Origin of the sequence: Duganella sp. Root1480D1, from assembly GCF_001427305.1 — a bacterium.
In the GTDB taxonomy this organism is placed as follows: domain Bacteria; phylum Pseudomonadota; class Gammaproteobacteria; order Burkholderiales; family Burkholderiaceae_D; genus Rugamonas.
Genome location: NZ_LMFZ01000047.1, coordinates 203,779 through 223,029, shown reverse-complemented (window position 1 = coordinate 223,029; position 19,251 = coordinate 203,779). Strand labels below are relative to the sequence as shown.

Here is a 19,251-nt window from a genome sequence, read left to right as displayed (position 1 = left end):
TGCTGCCGGCTGCGTTCCTTTCAAAGAACAATGGCCCGGGCTCATGTTTGTAATAAAATAACGCGAATTGCCAAAAAGAAAACCGAGGACTGTATGGATACTCCCATTGCTTCGCTCTACCTGGTCTCCGTGGGAGCGCTAGCAATGTGTGCATTCCAGGCGGCTTTGCTGGCACGCAGCAGCTCCTATGTGCGGGCTTGCTGGACCTTCGCCGTGATCTGCCTGACGTTCGCGTTGTTCCAATTTTCCAACGTCCAGCAGCAGCATGCTCCCAACCTGGCGGCTGCCATTGCGGCACACAAATGGGTGAACTTTTTTTCGCTGCTGCTGGTGCCGCAGATCTGGTACCTGCTTGCCTCGCTGGATGCGCGCACGGGGTCGTTCCGCCTGGCTTACGCGGTGGGCTGCGTGACTGCCTGGCTGGTGGCTGAGAACTTTGCCGCTCCTTACGGCTATCGCTTTTCCGCGCTGACAATCGATGTTCCCGGCGAATTGTGGTGGGGCGAGCATGCCTTCCTGCTGGCCGGGGAGACGACGCCGGCCTACACAGTCAACCGCCTGCTGTCGCTGGGAGCGGCGGTGTATGCCGCCATCTTCTGCATTCGCGCCCGCAGCCAGCGTGTGCGCTTTTCCAACCGCCTGGTATGGATATCGGTGGCGCTGATTATTGTCACGACTGCGCTCGGCGGCGCCAGCGATGCAGGCAAGCTGGAATTGCCTTACCTGAGCGGCTTCGGTTTCCTGTTCCTGGCTGCTTCCTACCTGCTACTGGTGCGGCGTGAAGCGACCCAGCGCATGACAGAGAAGATCCGCATCAGCGCTGCGCTGGAACGCGAAGTCGAGAGCCACAAACGCGCCAGCCTGCGCTTCGAACATGCGTTGAGCAACGATGCGCTGACACGCTTGCCAAATCGCGTCGGCGCGCTGGACATGCTGCATAAGATGTTCGTCACGAGCGAGTCGAACCTGACCAGGATGGGCGTGCTGCTGCTTGACCTGGACCGCCTGGCGATCATCAATGGCACGCGCGGCTACGAGGCCGGCAACCAGTTGCTGGTGGAGGTGGCGCAGCGCCTGCGCAATCACTGCGGCAATCGCATGCTGGTGGCGCGCCTTGGCAGTGCGCGTTTTGTGGTCGGCATTGCCGGCCACAAGACCTGGGCCGGGATTGAAAGCGAAGTGGAAGGAATCCTGGCAGCGGTCAAGGCGCCGTTCAGCATTCCGGGAACGGTGCTGAACATGACATTCAGCGCCGGCGTTGCGGTCTATCCTGACCACGCTTCGTCGGCAGAAGACTTGCTGGCCTCGGCAGGCCTGGCCCTGCATCAGGCGCGCGATGCCGGACCGGGCAACCTGCGCGTGTTCCATCCTTCGTTGCAGCAGTCGCTGAGTGAACGCATCGGCCTGGAAAACGAGTTGAAGGATGCGCTCGACAAAGGACAGTTCATCCTGCATTACCAGCCGCAGGTGTGTGCGGTCTCTGATCGCGTGGTGTGCATGGAAGCGCTGATCCGCTGGCATCATCCGACGCTGGGCCTGGTGATGCCGGACAAGTTCATTCCGCTGGCAGAAGCGACTGGCGCTATCGCCGCCATCGGCTCGTGGGTGATCGATGCCGCCTGCCAGCAATTGGCAAGCTGGCGTGAAAACGGTTTCACCGATGTTCGCGTGGCGGTCAACCTGTCGGCGCAGCAGTTGCTCCTGTCGGACCTTGGCGATACAGTGCAGTTGGCCTTGCAGCGTGCCGCGCTGCGGGACGCCGACCTGGAACTCGAAATCACGGAGTCGGTGCTGATGCAGGACCCGCAGCGTTCCATCGAAAGGCTGGAGGTTTTGCGCAGCCTTGGCGTGCGGTTGTCGATTGACGATTTCGGCACCGGTTATTCCTCGCTCGGCTACCTGAAGCTGCTGCCGGTGCATGCTTTCAAGCTCGATCGCAGCTTTGTGCGCGACATCGGCAGGTCGCCCAAAGACCTGGAAATCTGTGCCACTGCGGTTGGCCTGGCGCGCAACCTGGGACTTGAACTTGTGGCGGAAGGGGTGGAAGATGCGATGCAGGCCGCGCAGTTGCGCAAGCTGGGATGCCATCTGCTGCAAGGCTATTATTTCGCCCGCCCACTGGCCGCTTACGCCGCGACGGACTTCCTGGCAAACAAAAGGAAAGTGGCATGAGACCTGGCTGGAATCCAACGCGGCGCAACCGCAATGCAGGCACCAGGGCGAATGGCCTTGGACGCGATAACGACTTCGACATTCCGTTCCACCATAACCGCAGCACCGCCTTTTTCGAACAACTGGCCAACCCGGTAGTGGTGCGGCGGCAGGCTGGCGCGCGGGAGCTGGTCTTCATCATCGAGCCGGCGCGGCCGGGATTTGCCTATCCCTGCACAGTCGACGATATCGTGGCTGTCCTGGCGCAGCAACCTGCGGCGCACCTGGAGCTGGTGGACTACATCGTACTGCGCCAGCGGACGCGCAAACAGGAAGTGCATTCGCCGGTCTGGGGCCGCGCCATCTGGAGCTTCGAAGGCCTGGGGCTGAACGGTCCCGCAATCATCCTGGAGGCATGTACGCTGCTGCCATATCGCTGGGGAAAACACATCGGTCCGGAGAGTGCGCGCGAACTGGAGCGCCTGCGCGACGATGGCCACGAGATTGTCGGCACGCGGCGCGGGTTCGAATTCCGCCCGACGCCGGCCAGCCTGCGCAATACTGTCCTGTTTCGCACCTTGCTGCACGAGCTGGGCCACCATGTCGATTACAAGGTGCGGGGCGACGAGAACTACTATCTGCGGACGCTGGCGGCGCGTGAAGACTTCGCGCATCGCTATGCATCGGAGGCGCAAGGGCGGCTGCAGTGCTTTGCGCCAATCGCCGATCCAGAGCGAATGGCAGCGGAGGGCCTGCAACCAGCCTGGTTCAGCTTCTGATCACTCCCAGTGCCAGGTCTGGCCCCAGCTTTCCTGGTAATCCCACAGGTGCAGGTCCTGGCCGTCGAATGCGCCCCACCAGGCGTCCTTGACGTCGACCGCCTTGCCGGGAGCGTGGGCCGGACGCAGGGTCTGGCCGGACCACGAAAAACGCTGGTTGGCCTTGTCGTTGCAGTCCCACACCACCAGCTTGGCGCCGTTGCCGCTACCGAAGGCGTAGGCGTCGACGCATTTGTCCGGATTGTTCTTGTTGCGCAGCAGGCCGTCCGGGTCCTGGTACCACAGTTGCGTAACCTGGCCCTGGCAGCTCCAGTGGTGAACCGGTGTGCCGTTGGCCATGTTATTGCCTTCGATATCCATGCACTTGCCGCGGCCGTCGACCAGCTTGCGGAACACGTAGGCGCCGCCGGGCTTGACGCTGGCAGTCACGCCGGCGCCATCGATTGAACCGTCAGACACCAGCCGGATGCGCGCGCTGTCGCCGCTGACCATGAAACTGGTGGCGATGGCACCGGACAGCGATTTGACCAGCGTGCCATGGCGGTCATAGACGTGGATGAAATCGCGATTGGCATCGGTGCTGCCGTTGAGATAGACCTTCAGCGAAGCCGCGCCCGGAATGGCCAGCCACTGCGAACGGTCCTCATTATTGCCGTATGCGCCGCTGGTCCAGGCGGTGGCAAGCGCTTCGATGCCGACGCTGGCGCCGCTGGAAGTGCCGGCGCCGTCGGACACCAGTTGCGCAATGATGGCATTGTCGGCCACCACCAGGGAATGGGCCAGTGCGCCGCTGTAAGTTTGCAGCAAGCGGCGGTTGCTGTCGTAAATGCGCAGCACGTCGCCGGCGCCGAGCGCGCCGCTGATGCTGGCGCGCACCGCAGCGGTGCCGGGCAGTCGCAAGGTCTGCGCGCGGTCTTCGTTGTTGCCATAGGCGCCGGTATCCCAGCGCGTTGGCGCATCGTCATACTTTTCCCATTTGCCTTCTTCCGCCTGGTCCGAATAATTGAGCCAGACCGGATTGGCGCCGGCCGCCAGGCGCAGGCGCTCGTTCATGTAGGCGTTGGCCGGAACGGAAAACGCAAAGCCGCTGCCGAAGGCCGCGCTGCAGGCCTGCCTGCCGCTTTGCCAGGCGCCGGCAGCCGCCGTAACGCGCCAGTCGTCGGGCTGGGCCTTGTTCTGGCAGGCAAAGCGCAGTGCAGCCGTGCACGCAGCATCGTTCCAGCGCCCGTCGCCGCGCATTTGGGCGCAGTCTTCGTTGTTGTAGTCGTTTGGCTCGCCGTCAGCCCAGGACCAGATGGCGGAGGCAATCATGCCGTCATCCCAGCGGTCGGCGTCGACGTTGTCCACGCCGCAGCGCAGCAGGGCAGGGATATTGGAAGCGTCGATGGTGCCGGTTTCGTCGACCCAGGAATCGGGCAGCACGTCCTTGCCCAGTTTGGAATCGGAGACCGCGTAGATTTTCTCCTGGTCGATTGGCGCGCCGTCCACCGTGCAGTTGGCGGTGTTGACGTATTTGACCTGCCGGCTGTTCCAGCCACTGGCGGCGCCGGTCGCGAACAGGGGGCCGTGCCAGATCACCGCGCCGTCGTAGGTATTGTTGGCAGACTTGACGATCACGTGCTTGCCGCGGGCGATCATCTCGCGCGGCGATTCCCAGCGGTTGGCTGGCTTGTCGGAGGGCTTGTACAGCAGCGCGCCGAAGACCGTGGCCAATGGCCCCACCACGCCGGCCTGGTCGTTGGCACGGTCTTCCAGGTCGATGAAGACGATCGCCTTCGGATTGGCATCAAGCCAGTTGCGGATCTTCCACAGTTCATTGGGGTAGTTGTCGGCTGCGCCGTAAATCGCCGAACAATCCTGGTGGCATAGCTGCACCTCACCGTTGTTCATATGGAGGTCGAGGTCGACGTTGCGGATGCCCGAATTGAGCAGCTGGTTCATCGGCCAGCGCTGGTTGGCCCAGGTGGCGCTGCTGTCGTTCCAGGCGTTATGGGCGCCCAGTACCTGGACGCGGTTCAGCGGCGTGTCCATCGCCACGTCGTACTGCGTGCGGATGCCCAGGCCCAGGTCCGCAGCGTGCAATGCCTGCATCCCGAACAGGAGAGAAACGATGACGCCTGCCAGTTTCATTCTGCCTCCGAAAGTAAGAGCCGTGAACCGGCAAACTTAACCCAGGAAAGCCATGCGCACGATGGAGGTGAACCTCTAAGATTTTGGCTCGTGCGGTCATTTACTTGTAGCAGAGTCCTGCTAGTTTTGCCGGCACCAACCACTTAAAGGAGGAACCAATGTTGAAAATCGTTCGCTGTGCGGTCGTGATCGCGTGCGCCATTTCCGCCTTGCCTGCCGTGGCAGCCTGCCCGGACTACTCGACGGCGGCCAACCCGCCCACACTGTCCGGCCCCGCGCGCAAGGCGTTTTCCCATTTCGGCAACACCATCCTGGCCGGCTTGTACCAGCCCTGGCATATGGCGCATGACGTCATCGTCAAGGCGGGCCAATCCGCAACGATCACCGGCAAGTTCGATTACGACGCGGTCCTGCACAAGGACCTGGAAGGCGAACGGGTACACGCCTATCTATACGGCACCGGCATGCAGCAATGGCAGTATCTCGGCAGCTTCATCACCGATAGCGACGGCAAGGTCAATGTGCCGCTGGGTGTGCGTGCGGTCGGCGACTACGTGGTGCGCTTCGTGGTGGAGGGGGACCTGAGCAGCACCAACGGCTACCTGAGCGTGGTCGATCCGAACCGCGATGCGGTGCTGTTCGATATTGACGGGACCCTGACCATCAACGATTTCGAGGCCTATGCCGACTATGTCGGCGTCAAGACCGCAACCGCGTATTCCTATGCGACGCAAGTCGTCAACGCCTACCGCCAGAAAGGCTACCAGGTCATCTTCCTCACCGGCCGGCCGTACTGGGTCACCAAGGATGGCCTGGAATGGTTGAAAATCCAGAACATGGGCCAATGGCATTACCACTCCAACCCCTACGGCGACGGACCGATCCCGCCAAATACGCAACAGTTCAAGACCGACTATGTGCGCTACCTGCGCAATACGGTCGGCCTGAACATCGTGCGCGCCTACGGCAATGCCACGACCGATATTGCGGCCTATGCCGATGGCGGCATACCCAAGGCGCAAACCTACATCATCGGGCCCAACGCCGGCGCCTCCGGCACACAGCCAATCCAGGGTGACTACACCGCCCATTACAGCTTTGTGGTGGAACCCACTCCGGTGGCTAGCTGCCGCCTGTAACGTGGTAGATTCCCACTTTGAACATTGAGAAGGAGGTTTGAAGTGGGAATCCTTGACGGCATGCTGGGCAACGCGTCCAAGATCGACATCGCGGACTTGCGGGAAGACTTTGCGAAAGTCCTTGCGCCCAATGAGCGAGTGGAGCATGCTTACCAATTGATACGCGACTATTTCGTGTTCACCGACAAGCGCCTGGTGGTGGTGAATATCCAGGGTGTCACGGGCAGCAAGAAGGAGTATCACTCGATCCCTTACAAGAGCGTGACGCATTTCAGCATCGAGACCGGCGGCACGCTGGACCTCGACGCGGAGCTGAAGATCTGGATCTCCAGCACCGCGGAACCGTTCACGCAAAAATTCAACAAGCGCCTGAGCATCTATGAGGTGCAGGCTGTCCTGGCGAGTTATGTGCTGAAATGAAGCGATTTGTCTTCGTGCTGGTGTTGGCTGCAGCCGCCTTCTTTATCTGGGGCGATCCTGCCGGGCTGCTGCACCGCGTCAGCATGTGGACTTGCGAATGGCTGCGCGTCTTCAAGGTTTGCTGACGCATCCATCCTTCGTCGGCGGGCGAATTGTTGCGAAGGCGAGGCCGCTAGCATGATGGCTTTTACGGGAGCCAGCCATGCCAGCCTACGAAGTCATCGACATCCCCAGCCACCAGCCCGCCCTGGTGGCGCGCGTGCGCCATACCGCACCAGACCGTGCCAATGGCGCGCTGCCCGTGCTGTTCGTGCATGGATCTTCATTCCCCTCGGGATTGTCCTTCGATTTCCGCATGGATGGCCAGTCGTGGATGGACTGGATGGCGGCGCGCGGTTATGACGTGTATGCGCTCGATTTTCCGGGTTACGGCCTGTCGGACCGCTATGCCGCCGATGCACCGTCGCCGCCCGGCCGTGCACGCGAGGTGGCGCAGGACGTGGGCAGCGCAGTCGACGCAATCCTGCGCAGGACGGGCAAGCGGCAAGTGCTGCTGGTCGGGCACTCCTGGGGCGGTTCGGTGACTGCACGCTACGCCCAGGATCACGCGGCCAGGATAGCAAAACTGGTGTTGTTTGCGGCGGTCACTCCGCGCCCGGCCCGTGCGCCGGCTGATGCGCTGGCAGCACCCGCCGGTGCTTATGAAGAACTGACGCCCGCCCAGCGCATTGCCGCCATGGACAGCCTGCGCCCGCCGCAGGAAGCGCCGCTGCTGCACGCCGATATTTTCACCCGCTGGGGTGCACAATGGCTGGCGTCGGACGCGCGCAGCGAAGGACCGGTACGATTCCCGTCCGGCCCCAGTGCCGACCTGGCGGACTTGCAGCAGGGCCGCAGCTATTACGATCCTGCACGGCTGGACATGCCGGTGCTGCTGGTACGCGGCGAATGGGACGCATGGCCCAGCGATGCCGACTACCGCGCGCTGCTGGCCGCGATCAAAGATGCGCGCTATGCAACCATCCCGCGCGGCACCCACGTGATGCACCTGGAAGCTGCCCGTTTGCAGCTCTATGCAGCGGTACGCGAATTTCTCGATTAATTGACGCCGTAGCGAGCCCTGATAGCAGCCAGCGTGCCGTTCTGCTCCAGCTGGGTGATCGCCTGGTTGATGCGTGCGAGTTCCGCTTGCGTGGTGCTGGCGGCGTTCAGCATCAAATGCACCGGTGCGCGGTAGGGCAGGTAGGACAACTGTGCGATCTTGACGTTCTGCTGCCGTGCGATGTGGCGCAGTGCATTGGCATCGCCCATGATCAGGTCGCCGCGCCCGGCTTCCAGCATCTTGACGCCCTGCTCGAAGGTGCCGAAAACGCTGCGCCGTCCTTCCGCATTCAGCAGCGGCAGGGCGCGTTCATAGTCGTCACCGTAATAACCAAGGCGCGGCGCCAGCAGGCTGGCGTGCTGCTTGACGATGTCCTGGAAGCTGTCGATGCGGCGGAATTTATCCAGTTTTTCGGGCACGGTGAACAGCCCAACCGTCTCCTGCCGGTAGGGCAGGCTGAAACGGGCATAGCCACGCCGCTCCTCGGTGGCGGAAGCGGCCATCAGCAGGTCCAATTTGCCCTGCTGAAACAGCACATTGCGCCGTGCCGGCGGCATTTCTTTTTCCAGTTGCAGGGCGCAGCCCGCGTGCTTGAGTATGGCCTGCAGCAATTCGAAATCGACGCCGCCCAGAACTTCCTTGTCATTGTGATAAAAGTAGGGCGGCCATTCTTCCGGTGCCATGCGCAGGGTACAGGCTCCGGCAGGGCTGGCAAGTTGTATCAGCAGTGCTGCGAGCAACAGCCTCATGGCCGAATGCATCCGAAAGTATCCACGAGGACAGTGTTTCAGATGGCAGCGTCGCTGTAAAGAGAAAAGCTGGTACCTGTGGTGCCGGTATATTTCCCGACCGCCGGCCCCGGTAGTGGCGCCGCAGCGCCAGGTGCATGCATTTTGCTGGCCGAATATGACGGCCGTTTGACGTCCGTGTTACGGCTTGGTGTAATACGCCCCATGAAAGAATTACATGCCCTCCTGCAACAAGCCGTTGCCCTGCACCAGAAAGGCGAACTGGGTCGCGCGCAAGCCATCTACGATGAGGTGCTGCGTGCCCAGCCGCTGAATTTCGATGCGCTGCATTTGAGCGGCGCCCTGGCGCGCCAGCAGGGCGAGCCCCAACGTGCACTGGACTTGATCGATGGCGCGCTGGCCATCGACAGCCGCCGCGCCATCGCCCACTGCAACCGCGGCGTAGCGCTGCAGGATCTCGGCCGCTACGACGAGGCGCTGGCTAGCTTCGAACGCGCGCTGGCCCTGCAGCCGGATTACGCCATCGCCCTGAGCAACCGCGGCAATGCCTTGCGCCACCTGGGGCATCTCGATCGCGCCCTGGAAAGCTACGATGCGGCGCTGCGGCTGTCGCCGGCATACGCCGATGCCTTGTGCAACCGTGCGCTGGCGCTGCAAACGCTGGCGCGCCACGAAGCGGCCCTGGACGGTTTCGGCGCGGCGCTGAGGGCGCGGCATGACTATCCGGAAGCCTTGCATGGCGCCGCCGTTTCGCTGCTGGCATTGGGCAAGCCGGCCGACGCGCTGGAAGGCTTCGAACGCGCACTGCACATCCAGCCGGAGTATGCTGAAGCATGGTGCTCGCGCGGCGCCTTGCTGCTGCGCGCCCAGGATCATGAGGAAGCGCTGTCGAGCTTCCAGGATGCGCTGGCCGTGCGCCCGCGCTACGCGCGCGCCCAGCTTGGTGTGGCCAACACCCTGCGCGCCATGGGCCGCCGCGAACAGGCTGTCGAAGCCTACCAGGCTGCGCTCGCCTTTGGCGCCGACGCTGAAACCGTCGGCTATATGCTGGCCATCATGGGCGCCGAACAGGCGCCCGGAGCGTCGCCGGCTGCGTATGTGAAGGCGCTGTTCGACCAGTATGCCGGCAATTTCGACCGCCACCTGGTGGAGGTGCTGCGCTACCGCACTCCGTCGCTGCTGGTGGAGGCCTTGCGCCGCCACCTTCCGCCGGGCGAGCTCGATGTGCTGGACGCCGGTTGCGGCACCGGCTTGTGCGGCCCGCTGCTGCGGCCACTGGCTTGCCTGCTGGAGGGCGTCGACCTGTCGCCGCACATGCTGGACCGCGCGCGCGATACGGGCCTGTATGACGGCTTGTATTGTGGCGAGATGGTGGGCTACTTGCGGGTGCGCCCGGCCAGCGTTGACGTCATCGCTGCGGCCGACGTGTTCGTCTACCTGGGCGACCTGAAACCGGTATTCTCCGTGGCGCGGCTGGCGCTGCGCAGCGGCGGCCGTTTCGCCTTCTCCGTGGAAGAGCACGCGGGCGCGGAAGACTTCATGCTGCGTTCCTCCGGCCGTTATGCCCACTCACGCGGCGGCATCGAAGCACTGGCGCGCAGCCACGGCTTTGCCATCCATGAAATCACGCCGAGCACGCTGCGCCAGGAAAGCGGCGCAGACATGCGTGGCTTGCTGGTCGTACTGGGAACCCATGCAGAATAGCATCCTTGAAATCGCCGCCAATGCGGTGATGGCCATTTCGATCCTTCTTGCGGGCCGCAACAATATCCACTCATGGTGGACCGGCATTGTGGGCTGCACGCTGTTTTCGGTGCTGTTCCATGGCTCGCAGCTATATGCCGATGTGGCGCTGCAGTTGTTCTTCATTGCCACCTGCATCATCGGCTGGCGCCAGTGGCTGCGCGGCGACCATGGCCATGCGCTGCATATCCGCACCACGCGGCCCGCGACGCTGGTGAAAATGGCTGTTGCAGGGGCGGCGGCGGCGGCAGCCTATGGGCTGGTGCTGAAGCATTACACCGATGCCTTTGCGCCGTTCGTCGATTCGACGGTGCTGATGTTTTCGGTGATCGCGCAGATCCTGTTGATGGGACGCCGCATCGAGAACTGGCCGGTATGGTTGCTGGTGAATACGGTCTCGGTGCCGCTGTACGCCAGCCGCGGCCTGTACCTGACCGCTGCGCTGTACGTGGCTTACTGGATCAATGCCCTGGTCGCGTGGCGGCATTGGCGCCGCCAACGCGCGGCTGGGGCTTAGAAGGGCCGTTCGTAGCCGATGTACATCCTGGCTGCGTCGTATTCGCGGGACATGCTGGCTGTGCTGCCATGCACGTCCCGGTAGCCGCGACCTGCGCGCGTCCACTGTTTCAACAGGTTGTAGGCGCTGATGCGCAGCAGGCCGCCGATCCCGGGACGATAGCTGAGGTAGGCGCTCAGTTCGCGCTGGCCGCCGGCATATGCCGATTGCGATGCCGTGACCCGGCTCCAGCCGGCGCCGGTAGCGGCCAGCGTTGCGCCACCGCCCCAGGCGCCGCTGCGGTATTCGGCGCCGGCCGTCGCGTTCCAGCGGGGCTGGCGCGCCAGCCGGTTGCCGGGACCCGGTATCGACTCCACTGCGGACCAGTGGCGGCCTGCGTTGAGGGACAAGCGCCACGGCGTGCCGTCCAGCGGCTGTTTCCATTCCAGTTCAAGGCTGTGCGTCTGCGCGCGGCCGCCGTTGCGCGGCGATTCCACCCAGCGGCCATCTTCAAGGCGCAGCACGTTGAGGATGACGTCGCGGATGCGGCGCGTGCCCAGCGTCAGCGAGAGCAGCTCGCCCTCCTTGCCGTAAGTTTCAAACGCCAGGTCGGCGCCACGCGCGGTTTCGGGCCGCAAGCCAGGATTACCGCCGCGGTCAGGTTCGACTTCGGTATTGACCAGGCTGAGGAAGCGGCGCGGCGCAAGCTGCTGCAGCTCGGGCGCCTTGTAGCTGGAGCTAAGGGCGGCGCGCGCCTGGCGGCGCGGTTCGCCCGGCAGCTTCCACAGCGCTTGCACGGTCGGGCTGGTTTGCGTCATGCGGGTTTCGGCTGCGGCAAAGTCGCTGCCTGATGAACGCGTACTGCTGCTTTCGCGCCGCACGCCGGCATACAGCGACATTCCTTTGCCGAGATCCCATTCGTCTTGGAGGTACAGGGCCGCACGCTGGACCCGAGCGTCGGTAAGGTGGTCAAAGTCGATTGGTGCAGGGCCGCTGGGGTGGCTGTCGCGCTGGACCTCGCGTTCGCGCTGCGTGTTCTGGCTGATGTCCCAGCCGGCGCTCACGGTGTGGCTGCCTGCCCCAGGCCAGGTGTATTTTCCGGTGGTGGCGGCGCCGCTGCTGTCGGGCGATGTCTCGTAACTGCGCGCCAGCAGTGCCGCGCCTTGCGGACTGCCGGCGCTGTATTGGCGGTCGCGCCGGGTGTCGTTGCCATTGAGACTGAAGGACGCATCGAGGCGCGCGCCGCTTTCCAGTTTGCGTGACCAGGCCAGCTCGGTGCGCAGGATGTGGGTGAGATCCCTGCGGTGCATGTCCTCACGTCCATACGGGTAACCGGGGCCGAACTCCACCTGCTGCATGGTGGCGCGGTCAAAGCGGAACAGGGTGGCGCTGCCAAAGGTATTCCAGCTGATCGTTTCGCCGGCTTGCAGTGTCCACGCCAGGCGTACGTTGAGGTTCAGGATGTAGCCGCGCGCCAGCGAATTGCCATCGTCGTTGCGCAGCGCATCCACCTTGCCGTCCACATCGCTGTGCTGCACGCTGCCGATTTCGCTCCGTTCGTTGGCGATGTGCTGCAGGCTGGCATTCACGGTGTACGACAAGTCGTCGCCTTTGTCTGCCAAGGCAATCTCCGCGCGATCGCTGCCGAAATGGCGCGGCACGCCCGTCGCCAGCTTCCATTCGCGCGAGCGCTTGCCGGGCGCCTTGCGCAATACGATGTTGATGCTGCCGGCGATGGCTTGCGCGCTGAATTCCGCAGTGTTGGCGCGCAGGATTTCGATGCGCTCGATCATGTCGGGCGCGAGCGTGTCCAGCGAAAAGCCGGGTACCGGGCGTTCGCCATTGACCAGCAGTTGGGTGTAGCCGGCGCCCAGGCCGCGCATGCGCGGTGTATTGCCGGCCACGGTGATGCCGGGCAGGCGCCGCATCACATCCAGCGCGGACGGGTCGCCGTGACGAAGGATTTCTTCGCGGTTGATGATGATGCGGGCGGCGGTATCCTCGCGCCGCTGCATGTCGGCGCTGGCTTTTACCTGGACTACCGACGGTGTTTCCTGGGCGTAGGCGCGTGCGAAGACCATCGCCGCGCAGGCGATCAATCGAAGTTTCATGGATTTTCTTTTACTTCAGGATGAAGATGGCGTTCACGGTCTGTGAATAGGCGATCGAATCGGGCACGGTGTATTTGCCGGTTTGCGGTGCAGTGCCGCGCGTTTCGTGGCCTGCTTGCAGTTCCATGAAGGGCGCGCCGACCTGGGCGAGAGGACCGCGGGCGATGGCGACCACCGGGCCAAGCTTGCGGCCGAAGGCTTTGGCCAGGGAGGCGCCCTTGTTGCGCGCGTCATCGGCGGCTGCGGCCATCAGCTGGGTGTTGATATCGTCGCCGTCCATGCGCTCGAAGGTGGAGCTGATGCCGGTGATGTGGGCCATCTCGACCAGCATCTCAACCAGGCCGGGCCATTGCGCCAGGTCGCGCACGCGAGCGTGGAACAGGCGGCCCATCGAATACACAGGCGGTGCGCCTTCGCCGACCTGGACGGTTTTCTTTTCTACTTCGTAGGACTCGATGTCGGTCGCCTGCACGCCGTGTTCGGCCAGTAGCTGCATGACGCTGGCGCTCAAATCCTGCAGCTGGCTGGCAGCCGCTTCCGAGCTGGCATCCTGGGCGCCGGCTTCGAACTTGACCTCGCCGATATCCGGGCGCATCCACAGCTGCGCCTTGCCGCTGGTGCTGACGAACGGGTGCGAGGGCAGGGCGGCACCGGATGCCTGCGCGTAGCTGCCGGCAGATACGGCCCACAGCGCCAATGCTGCAATGGTGGAGCCCAATCTCATTTGCCGTGCTCCTGGATCCAGACGTATTGCAGGGTCGTCTCGCCTGGGCCGTTCTTGAAGCGGCACTTGGCGATGCCGCTGCGCGCCGCTTCATCCAGGGCAGGGTGGCCGGATGACTTGACGATGGACGAATCCTTGACGGCGCCATGTTCATCAACCGTGAAGGCGAGGGTGACGGTGCCGGTGTGCCCGGCCGCCAAATCCTGCTGCGGCCAGGCCGGCTTGGCGCACGAGCTGAATTCCACAACCGGGCGTTGTGCCGGTTCGCTTGAGCCGGCGTGGGCGCAAGCGGTAAGCGTTGCCAGCACGGCGGCGGTACATAGTTGCTTCATTTGTCTTGTCTCCTTATTCGAGGGTCCACACGTACTGCATTTGCTGCCAGGTTTCGACAGGCTTGCCGCGTACCTTGGCGGGTATGAAATGGCATTTGCTGATTCCAGCCTGGGCCGCCTGGTCCAGCCCCGTATGACCGCTGGTCTTGTCGACGCGCGAGCCGGCTACGTTGCCGCTTTTGTCGATATTGAATGACAGCGTCACGGTGCCGGTATGTTCGGCCTGCAGGTCCTCGCTGGGCCAGAGTGGCTTGGAGCAGGATTTGAAGTCGACCACGGCCGGGGTGCGCGCAACCGGCACTTTGGCAGCGTCGACGCGCGCATGGGCATAGCCAGCCAGGCAGGCGGCGGTGACGCCAAGCGCGGCTACTGCGGCTTTCCAGTTGCTGCGATGCTGGTGCGGCGCCATCAGCTCACGGATGCGTTGCATCAGGTCGCCGCCGTCGGCTGCCAGCGCCACGCGATGGGAGGCGAACTGCATCTTCTCCAGCTCGGACAGGGCGAGCGCCAGGCGGCGCGGCTCGCCGGTCAACTGCGCGGCAATGCTGTCGGCCACCAGCTCACGCTCCTGGCGGATGCGGCGCGACAGCCACCATACGGCAGGGTGGTAGAACAGCAGGATTTCGGCTACGTTCTGCAGCAAGTTGACCAGGAAGTCGTGGCGGCGCACGTGGGCCAGTTCATGCGCCAGCAGCGCTTCCAGCAGCTCCGGCGGCATGCGCGCCACCAGCGCCGCTGGCACCAGCACGACGGGACGCCACCAGCCCGCGGTGATCGGGCTGGCCAGCGTTTCAACGATGCGCAGGCCGACTGCGCGGCGGATGCCGAGACGGCCGGCAAGATTCGACAGGCGCTGCTGCCAATGGCTATTGCGGCCGCCGTTGCGGCGGGCGCGGGCGATCCAGGCCAGGCCGAAAGCGCTGCGCAGCGCCAGTGCACCTACGCAGGCCAACCAGGCGGCGACCAGCATCGGCAGGTGGCTGTCGATATTGGCCAGCAGTTCGCTTTGGGCGAACGCGCGGTCTCCGCCCGCCAGAATCAGTGCTTGCAGCGAGCGTGGCGTGGTTTGCAGCGCAGCGGCGAATTCGTAAGCGGGCCACAGCAGGCTGGCCAGCATCGCCGCGCAAGCGACGGCGTAGCGCGCGCCGGGGCGGGCACCGCGCATCAGCCATAGCAGGGTGGCAGCGGCAAGGCCGACCAGGGCGCCTTGCCACAGGAAGTGGACCAGGGTCCAGCCGGCGGCGTGGATGATGTCATTCATTCGGCTTGTTCTCCTGCTTCAGCAGCGCCTCGATTTCTTCGCGTTCCTTCCTTGAGATTCCGCTTTTCAGGGCCGCCAGCACCAGCGCCTTGGCGGAACCGGCGAAGGCGCGCTGCAGCAGGTCCTGCAGCATATTGCCCTGCATCGCCTCGCGCGCCACGGCGGCGGCGTAGATATGGGAGCGCTGGCTTTCGTCGCGAATCAGCAAGCCCTTGCCATGCATGATCTGCATCAGGCGCAGCACGGCGCCGTAAGCCAGATCGGGCTTTTCGGCCAGCATGGCCTCATGCACCTGTTTCGCGGTGGCCGGGCCCAACGGCCAGATCGCTTGCAGCAGTTCCAGCTCGGCCGGAGTAGGTTTCGGAATGGTAGCCATGTTTATTTCCTTTTAACGTTCCGACTAGAATAGCGTGTCTAGACATGGTTGTATACTTCGCGTTTTTCACTGTGGCGAAATGTAGACAACTATGTCTATAGACTCAAATTGCATATAAGTCTGAGTTTTAATTAGTTTCAGAAATGAAAGGTCGACGTTATAGTTGCCTCATGAAAACGCAAGCCTTCCACCACTGCTCCATGTGCCGCTAGGCACGCTCTCCCGAACCCCTCGCAACACCGTTTAGCCATTCCCGCCCACGAGGCAGGCAGGCCCCTGCTTACCCAAAAGGAAGAACATGATCAAGCCACTCAGCATCACCCTGGCCATTGCTGCCGCTTTCCCGCAACTGTCGTATGCGGACGAAGAACTGGCCCGCGTCGTCGTGACCGGTTCGAATATCCGCACCTCGCAAAAAGAGGGCGCGAGCGCCGTGCAGGTGCTGACCGCCAAGGAACTGGCCGCCACCGGCAAGACCACTGTGGCCGACATCCTGCGCACGATTTCCGCCAATAGCGGCAACAGCTACAACGAGCAGTACACCGGCAGTTTCTCGGCCGGCACGGCGGGATTGTCGCTGCGCGGCCTGGGTCAGAAGAACACCCTGATCCTGGTGAATGGCAAGCGCGTGTCTTCCTACGCCACGGCACAAGACCTGCAGGAAGTCTTTGTCGACCTGAACTCGCTGCCGATGGCCGCCGTGCAGCGTATCGAAGTGCTGAAGGATGGCGCCTCTTCCGTCTATGGTTCGGACGCGGTGGCGGGGGTGGTCAACATCATCCTGTACAAGGAATTCAAGGGCACCGAGGTGAGCGCGCAAGTGGGTTCTTCCACCGAGGGCACCGGCCAGCTTGAACGCAGCGCCTCGCTGCAGACCGGCTTTGGCAGCCTCGATGAAAAAGGCTGGAGCGTGGTGTTCTCGCTGGATGCGCTGAAACGCGACAAGCTGCAGCAGGCGGACGTGTCCTACCTGCGCGGCAGCGATTTCCGCGGCTATGCCAACGGCACGCTGGCGTGGACTCCGACCAATTACTACGGCACGTCCGACGCGACCAGGCAACTGGGCGGGGTGCAGGGCCCGTTGCAGGTGCAGAACTACGGCGACATCACGCCTGGCAAGAACGGCCAGGTGCTGGCTTATAACCCGGCCGAATTCCGCACCCTGATCCCGGGCGTGGAGCGCGTGCACACTTCCTTGCGCGGCACGCTGAAACTGAATGAAGACACCGAAGTGTATGCAGAAGGCCTGTACGGCTATTCCTGGGCGGAGCAGACTTTCGGCGCGCCCCTGACCGTGGGTAGCGGCCTGCGTGCATGGAACAACGGCAAGCAGGCGCTCGATAACATCACCGTGGCGCTGCCAGTGGGCCATCCGAACAATCCGGGCACGGCTGCGCTGCCGTTCACGGCAACCCTGTTCGACCTGGGCCCGCGCCTGAAGCAGGACAAGGTGGACTTCTACCGCGCGCTGACCGGCATCAAGGGCAGCTGGAGTGGTTGGGAATATGACGCTTCCATCGCCCGCTCGGGCAGCAAGCTGAAGGAAACTGTGCAGAACTTCGTCAACCGCTACGAATTCGAGAAAGTGCTGGCCGACGGCAGCTACAACTTCGCCGACCAGTCGAAGAACAGCGAAGAAGTGCGCAACCGCCTGCGCCTGTCGACCCTGCGCCCTGCCGAATCGACCCTGACTGTGGCTGATTTCAACGCTTCCCGGGAGCTGCTGGACCTGCCGGCAGGTGCACTGGGCTTCGCCTTCGGCGGCCAATGGCGCCAGGAAGAGATGAACTCCAACACCTCGACCGCCGTGTTGTCAGGCACCGAGCTGCGCCCTGCGATCAACATCATCAAGGGCAAGCGCGACGTGACTGCGGCCTTCGCCGAGTTCAACATTCCGGTGCTGAAAGAGCTGACCGTCAACCTGGCCGGCCGTGCCGACAAATACAGCGACTTCGGCTCCGCCTTCTCGCCGAAAGCCAGCGTGCGTTACCAGGCTGCCCCGTGGCTGTTGTTGCGCGGTACCGTGTCGCGCGGTTTCCGTGCACCGTCGCTGCCGGAGATCACCAATTCGACTTCGGTCAGCTACGGGTCCGTGATCGACAAGCTGGACCCGATCACGCCAAGCCAGGCCCGCGGCGTGACCAATATCACGATGGCCAATACCGAGCTCTCGCCTGAGCGCTCCAGGAACCTGAACCTGGGCTTCGTGGTATCGCCGTCGGCCAACAGCAGCGTGGGCGTGGACTTCTACCACATCCGCACCAAGGGCGTGATCGACACCGAAAGCACCGACACCATCCTGGCCAACGAAAGCATCCATCCTGAAAAAGTGGTGCGCGATGCACAGGGCCGCATCCTGACCCTGTACCGCCAGTACGCCAACCAGGGCGAGCGCGTGGTAAGCGGCATCGACGTCGACCTGCGCTACAAGCTGCCGAAGACCGCCTACGGCAACCTGACCCTGAATGGCCAGTTGAGCCGCGTGTTCAAGTACTCGCAGCCGCTTGGAACCGGCGAGCCGCTGACCAATGGCGCCGGCACCAACTTCTTCGGTTCGATTCCGAAATGGCGCGGCACCACCAGCGCCACCTGGGAGCTGGACCAGTGGACCAGCAACGCCGCCTGGAATTATGTCGACGGCTACGAGCAGACCACCCGCCCTGGCGAGCGTGTCAAGCCGTTCGCTACCGTGGACCTGAACGTGGGCTACAAGATCAGCACTGCCACCAGCGTCAACCTGCTGCTGGCCAATGCCTTTGACAGCAAGCCTTCGTGGGATAGCTCGTTCAACTTCTTCGACTACACCCAGGGCGACCCGCGCGGCCGCTTCCTGTCAGTCAAAGTCAATCACAAGTTTTGATGATTGTGGCGCGGTAGCTGCTGGGGGTCGTGCCCATCCGCTCGCGGAAGGCGGTAGCGAAATTGCCGGCGTTGGCAAAGCCCAGCAGCAGCGCAATGTCCTGCACGTCCATGTCGGTATCGCGCAGCAAATGCATGCCGCGCTGGATGCGCGCTTCGCGAATGTAGGCAAACACGGTCATGCCGGTATGGGTGCGGAAAAGCTGGTTCAGCTTTTCGCGGTAGGTGCCCACGCTGGCGGCGATTTCCGCCAGGCCGGGCAGGGCAGCAAGGTTGTCGTAGATCAGGCGCTTGGCTGCGTTGACGATCACCGAATCGGTGTCGACCGGTTCGGCTTCGGCAGCTTCCGCCGGGGGGCGCTTCATCAAATTCAGGTGCACGTGGATGCGTGCCGCCAGTTCACCCGGCGTGAAAGGCTTGCTGACAAAGTCCACGCCGCCAAGCTGAAGGCCCATGATGCGGTCTTCCACCGCCTCGGTGCCGCTCAGGAAAATAATCGGGATATCGCGCGTGGCCGGGTTGGCTTTTAACAGGCGGCAACAGGTGTAGCCGTCCATATTCGGCATGCGCACGTCCAGCAGGATCAGGTCGGGCTGGCCGGAAAGCGCCAGTTGATACCCCTGTTCACCATTGAACGCCACCGATACGCGGTAGGGCATTTCGCTTAACAGGTCGACGAGCATGCGCTGTTCGAACGCGGAATCATCCACGATCAAAATATTTCGCACTTGTGCATCGCTGGTCAGGTACATGGTTATCCGGGGTCGGCAGTGTTGCTTATTATGCCCAAGTTTAAAAAAATGTTGCGCATTTCACATCGGGCAAAGGCGTTCTCTCCTCTGGCAAAAGTAATGTGCGCCGCAACAACGCCGAATGGAA

At 63.2% G+C, this 19,251-nt stretch carries 17 protein-coding genes; 9 read left to right on the top strand and 8 right to left on the bottom strand.

What is annotated here, in order from left to right; genetic code table 11:
- Window positions 1–93: 93 nt before the first annotated feature.
- Together ASD58_RS25675 and ASD58_RS25670 are read left to right on the top strand one after the other, a co-directional pair.
- A complete protein-coding gene (locus tag ASD58_RS25675; protein WP_162253065.1) occupies window positions 94–2,172 on the top strand; it encodes a bifunctional diguanylate cyclase/phosphodiesterase in 2,079 nt (692 codons plus the stop codon).
- On the top strand, window positions 2,169–2,930 hold the full coding sequence (locus tag ASD58_RS25670) for a hypothetical protein (protein ID WP_057264508.1): 762 nt from the start codon (window positions 2,169–2,171) through the stop codon (window positions 2,928–2,930). Before ASD58_RS25675 ends, ASD58_RS25670 begins: the two co-directional genes overlap by 4 nt.
- Here the strand turns inward: ASD58_RS25670 and ASD58_RS25665 are convergent, their stop codons facing one another.
- The gene (locus tag ASD58_RS25665; protein ID WP_082565685.1) at window positions 2,931–5,060 is read right to left on the bottom strand and encodes a ricin-type beta-trefoil lectin domain protein; all 2,130 of its coding nucleotides are present in this window, start codon (window positions 5,058–5,060) and stop codon (window positions 2,931–2,933) included. It abuts the gene before it with no gap.
- Window positions 5,061–5,218: 158 nt separating this feature from the next.
- On the opposite strand from ASD58_RS25665, the gene ASD58_RS25660 reads away from it, so the two are divergent.
- The 4 genes from ASD58_RS25660 (at window position 5,219) to ASD58_RS25650 (ending at window position 7,721) form a co-directional block, all read left to right on the top strand.
- Window positions 5,219–6,199 (top strand): lipin/Ned1/Smp2 family protein, encoded by a 981-nt coding sequence (locus ASD58_RS25660; RefSeq protein ID WP_057264504.1) that lies wholly within the window; start codon window positions 5,219–5,221, stop codon window positions 6,197–6,199.
- A gap of 42 nt (window positions 6,200–6,241) precedes the next feature.
- Complete coding sequence (locus ASD58_RS25655) at window positions 6,242–6,619, top strand: PH domain-containing protein (protein WP_057264502.1); 378 nt, start codon at window positions 6,242–6,244, stop codon at window positions 6,617–6,619.
- Window positions 6,616–6,744 (top strand): hypothetical protein, encoded by a 129-nt coding sequence (locus ASD58_RS32585; protein ID WP_255357354.1) that lies wholly within the window; start codon window positions 6,616–6,618, stop codon window positions 6,742–6,744. The genes ASD58_RS25655 and ASD58_RS32585 overlap by 4 nt, the downstream gene beginning before the upstream one ends.
- Before the next feature lie 77 nt (window positions 6,745–6,821).
- Window positions 6,822–7,721 (top strand): alpha/beta fold hydrolase, encoded by a 900-nt coding sequence (locus tag ASD58_RS25650; RefSeq protein ID WP_057264500.1) that lies wholly within the window; start codon window positions 6,822–6,824, stop codon window positions 7,719–7,721.
- On the opposite strand, the gene ASD58_RS25645 is transcribed toward ASD58_RS25650, so the two are convergent.
- Window positions 7,718–8,470 (bottom strand): ABC transporter substrate-binding protein, encoded by a 753-nt coding sequence (locus ASD58_RS25645; RefSeq protein WP_057264815.1) that lies wholly within the window; start codon window positions 8,468–8,470, stop codon window positions 7,718–7,720. The two genes, ASD58_RS25650 and ASD58_RS25645, sit on opposite strands and share 4 nt — an antisense overlap.
- Window positions 8,471–8,674: 204 nt before the next feature.
- Here ASD58_RS25645 and ASD58_RS25640 point away from each other — a divergent pair, with 204 nt between their 5' ends.
- Both ASD58_RS25640 and pnuC read left to right on the top strand, forming a co-directional pair.
- Window positions 8,675–10,174, top strand: coding sequence for a tetratricopeptide repeat protein (locus ASD58_RS25640; protein WP_057264498.1), 1,500 nt, complete (start codon window positions 8,675–8,677; stop codon window positions 10,172–10,174).
- Window positions 10,164–10,730, top strand: coding sequence for a nicotinamide riboside transporter PnuC (gene pnuC / locus ASD58_RS25635; protein ID WP_057264496.1), 567 nt, complete (start codon window positions 10,164–10,166; stop codon window positions 10,728–10,730). Before ASD58_RS25640 ends, pnuC begins: the two co-directional genes overlap by 11 nt.
- On the opposite strand, the gene ASD58_RS25630 is transcribed toward pnuC, so the two are convergent.
- From ASD58_RS25630 to ASD58_RS25610, 5 genes are read right to left on the bottom strand one after another with little or no spacing between them, the layout of a single operon-like run.
- On the bottom strand, window positions 10,727–12,820 hold the full coding sequence (locus tag ASD58_RS25630) for a TonB-dependent siderophore receptor (RefSeq protein ID WP_082565684.1): 2,094 nt from the start codon (window positions 12,818–12,820) through the stop codon (window positions 10,727–10,729). The genes pnuC and ASD58_RS25630 overlap by 4 nt on opposite strands.
- 10 nt (window positions 12,821–12,830) lie before the next feature.
- On the bottom strand, window positions 12,831–13,544 hold the full coding sequence (locus ASD58_RS25625) for an SIMPL domain-containing protein (protein ID WP_082565683.1): 714 nt from the start codon (window positions 13,542–13,544) through the stop codon (window positions 12,831–12,833).
- Window positions 13,541–13,876 carry an energy transducer TonB gene (locus ASD58_RS25620; RefSeq protein WP_057264490.1) on the bottom strand — a complete coding sequence of 112 codons (336 nt, stop codon included), beginning with the start codon at window positions 13,874–13,876 and terminating at the stop codon, window positions 13,541–13,543. The genes ASD58_RS25625 and ASD58_RS25620 overlap by 4 nt, the downstream gene beginning before the upstream one ends.
- A 13-nt stretch (window positions 13,877–13,889) precedes the next feature.
- A complete protein-coding gene (locus ASD58_RS25615; protein WP_057264488.1) occupies window positions 13,890–15,137 on the bottom strand; it encodes a M56 family metallopeptidase in 1,248 nt (415 codons plus the stop codon).
- On the bottom strand, window positions 15,130–15,513 hold the full coding sequence (locus tag ASD58_RS25610) for a BlaI/MecI/CopY family transcriptional regulator (protein ID WP_057264486.1): 384 nt from the start codon (window positions 15,511–15,513) through the stop codon (window positions 15,130–15,132). Before ASD58_RS25610 ends, ASD58_RS25615 begins: the two co-directional genes overlap by 8 nt.
- A 298-nt stretch (window positions 15,514–15,811) precedes the next feature.
- On the opposite strand from ASD58_RS25610, the gene ASD58_RS25605 reads away from it, so the two are divergent.
- Window positions 15,812–18,373 (top strand): TonB-dependent siderophore receptor, encoded by a 2,562-nt coding sequence (locus ASD58_RS25605; RefSeq protein WP_057264484.1) that lies wholly within the window; start codon window positions 15,812–15,814, stop codon window positions 18,371–18,373.
- On the opposite strand, the gene ASD58_RS25600 is transcribed toward ASD58_RS25605, so the two are convergent.
- Window positions 18,357–19,124 carry a response regulator gene (locus ASD58_RS25600; protein WP_057264482.1) on the bottom strand — a complete coding sequence of 256 codons (768 nt, stop codon included), beginning with the start codon at window positions 19,122–19,124 and terminating at the stop codon, window positions 18,357–18,359. The two genes, ASD58_RS25605 and ASD58_RS25600, sit on opposite strands and share 17 nt — an antisense overlap.
- Window positions 19,125–19,251 lie beyond the last annotated feature (127 nt).

What these genes read in the sequence shown, in the direction of transcription:
- ASD58_RS25660 (WP_057264504.1), top strand. Translation starts at nt 5,219, where the DNA reads ATGTTGAAAATCGTTCGCTGTGCGGTCGTGATCGCGTGCGCCATTTCC.
- ASD58_RS25670 (WP_057264508.1), top strand. Translation starts at nt 2,169, where the DNA reads ATGAGACCTGGCTGGAATCCAACGCGGCGCAACCGCAATGCAGGCACC.
- ASD58_RS25650 (WP_057264500.1), top strand. Translation starts at nt 6,822, where the DNA reads ATGCCAGCCTACGAAGTCATCGACATCCCCAGCCACCAGCCCGCCCTG.
- ASD58_RS25625 (WP_082565683.1), bottom strand. Translation starts at nt 13,544, where the DNA reads ATGAGATTGGGCTCCACCATTGCAGCATTGGCGCTGTGGGCCGTATCT.
- ASD58_RS25645 (WP_057264815.1), bottom strand. Translation starts at nt 8,470, where the DNA reads ATGAGGCTGTTGCTCGCAGCACTGCTGATACAACTTGCCAGCCCTGCC.
- ASD58_RS25665 (WP_082565685.1), bottom strand. Translation starts at nt 5,060, where the DNA reads ATGAAACTGGCAGGCGTCATCGTTTCTCTCCTGTTCGGGATGCAGGCA.
- ASD58_RS25615 (WP_057264488.1), bottom strand. Translation starts at nt 15,137, where the DNA reads ATGAATGACATCATCCACGCCGCCGGCTGGACCCTGGTCCACTTCCTG.
- ASD58_RS25640 (WP_057264498.1), top strand. Translation starts at nt 8,675, where the DNA reads ATGAAAGAATTACATGCCCTCCTGCAACAAGCCGTTGCCCTGCACCAG.
- ASD58_RS32585 (WP_255357354.1), top strand. Translation starts at nt 6,616, where the DNA reads ATGAAGCGATTTGTCTTCGTGCTGGTGTTGGCTGCAGCCGCCTTCTTT.
- ASD58_RS25630 (WP_082565684.1), bottom strand. Translation starts at nt 12,820, where the DNA reads ATGAAACTTCGATTGATCGCCTGCGCGGCGATGGTCTTCGCACGCGCC.
- ASD58_RS25610 (WP_057264486.1), bottom strand. Translation starts at nt 15,513, where the DNA reads ATGGCTACCATTCCGAAACCTACTCCGGCCGAGCTGGAACTGCTGCAA.
- ASD58_RS25600 (WP_057264482.1), bottom strand. Translation starts at nt 19,124, where the DNA reads ATGTACCTGACCAGCGATGCACAAGTGCGAAATATTTTGATCGTGGAT.
- ASD58_RS25675 (WP_162253065.1), top strand. Translation starts at nt 94, where the DNA reads ATGGATACTCCCATTGCTTCGCTCTACCTGGTCTCCGTGGGAGCGCTA.
- pnuC (WP_057264496.1), top strand. Translation starts at nt 10,164, where the DNA reads ATGCAGAATAGCATCCTTGAAATCGCCGCCAATGCGGTGATGGCCATT.
- ASD58_RS25605 (WP_057264484.1), top strand. Translation starts at nt 15,812, where the DNA reads ATGATCAAGCCACTCAGCATCACCCTGGCCATTGCTGCCGCTTTCCCG.
- ASD58_RS25620 (WP_057264490.1), bottom strand. Translation starts at nt 13,876, where the DNA reads ATGAAGCAACTATGTACCGCCGCCGTGCTGGCAACGCTTACCGCTTGC.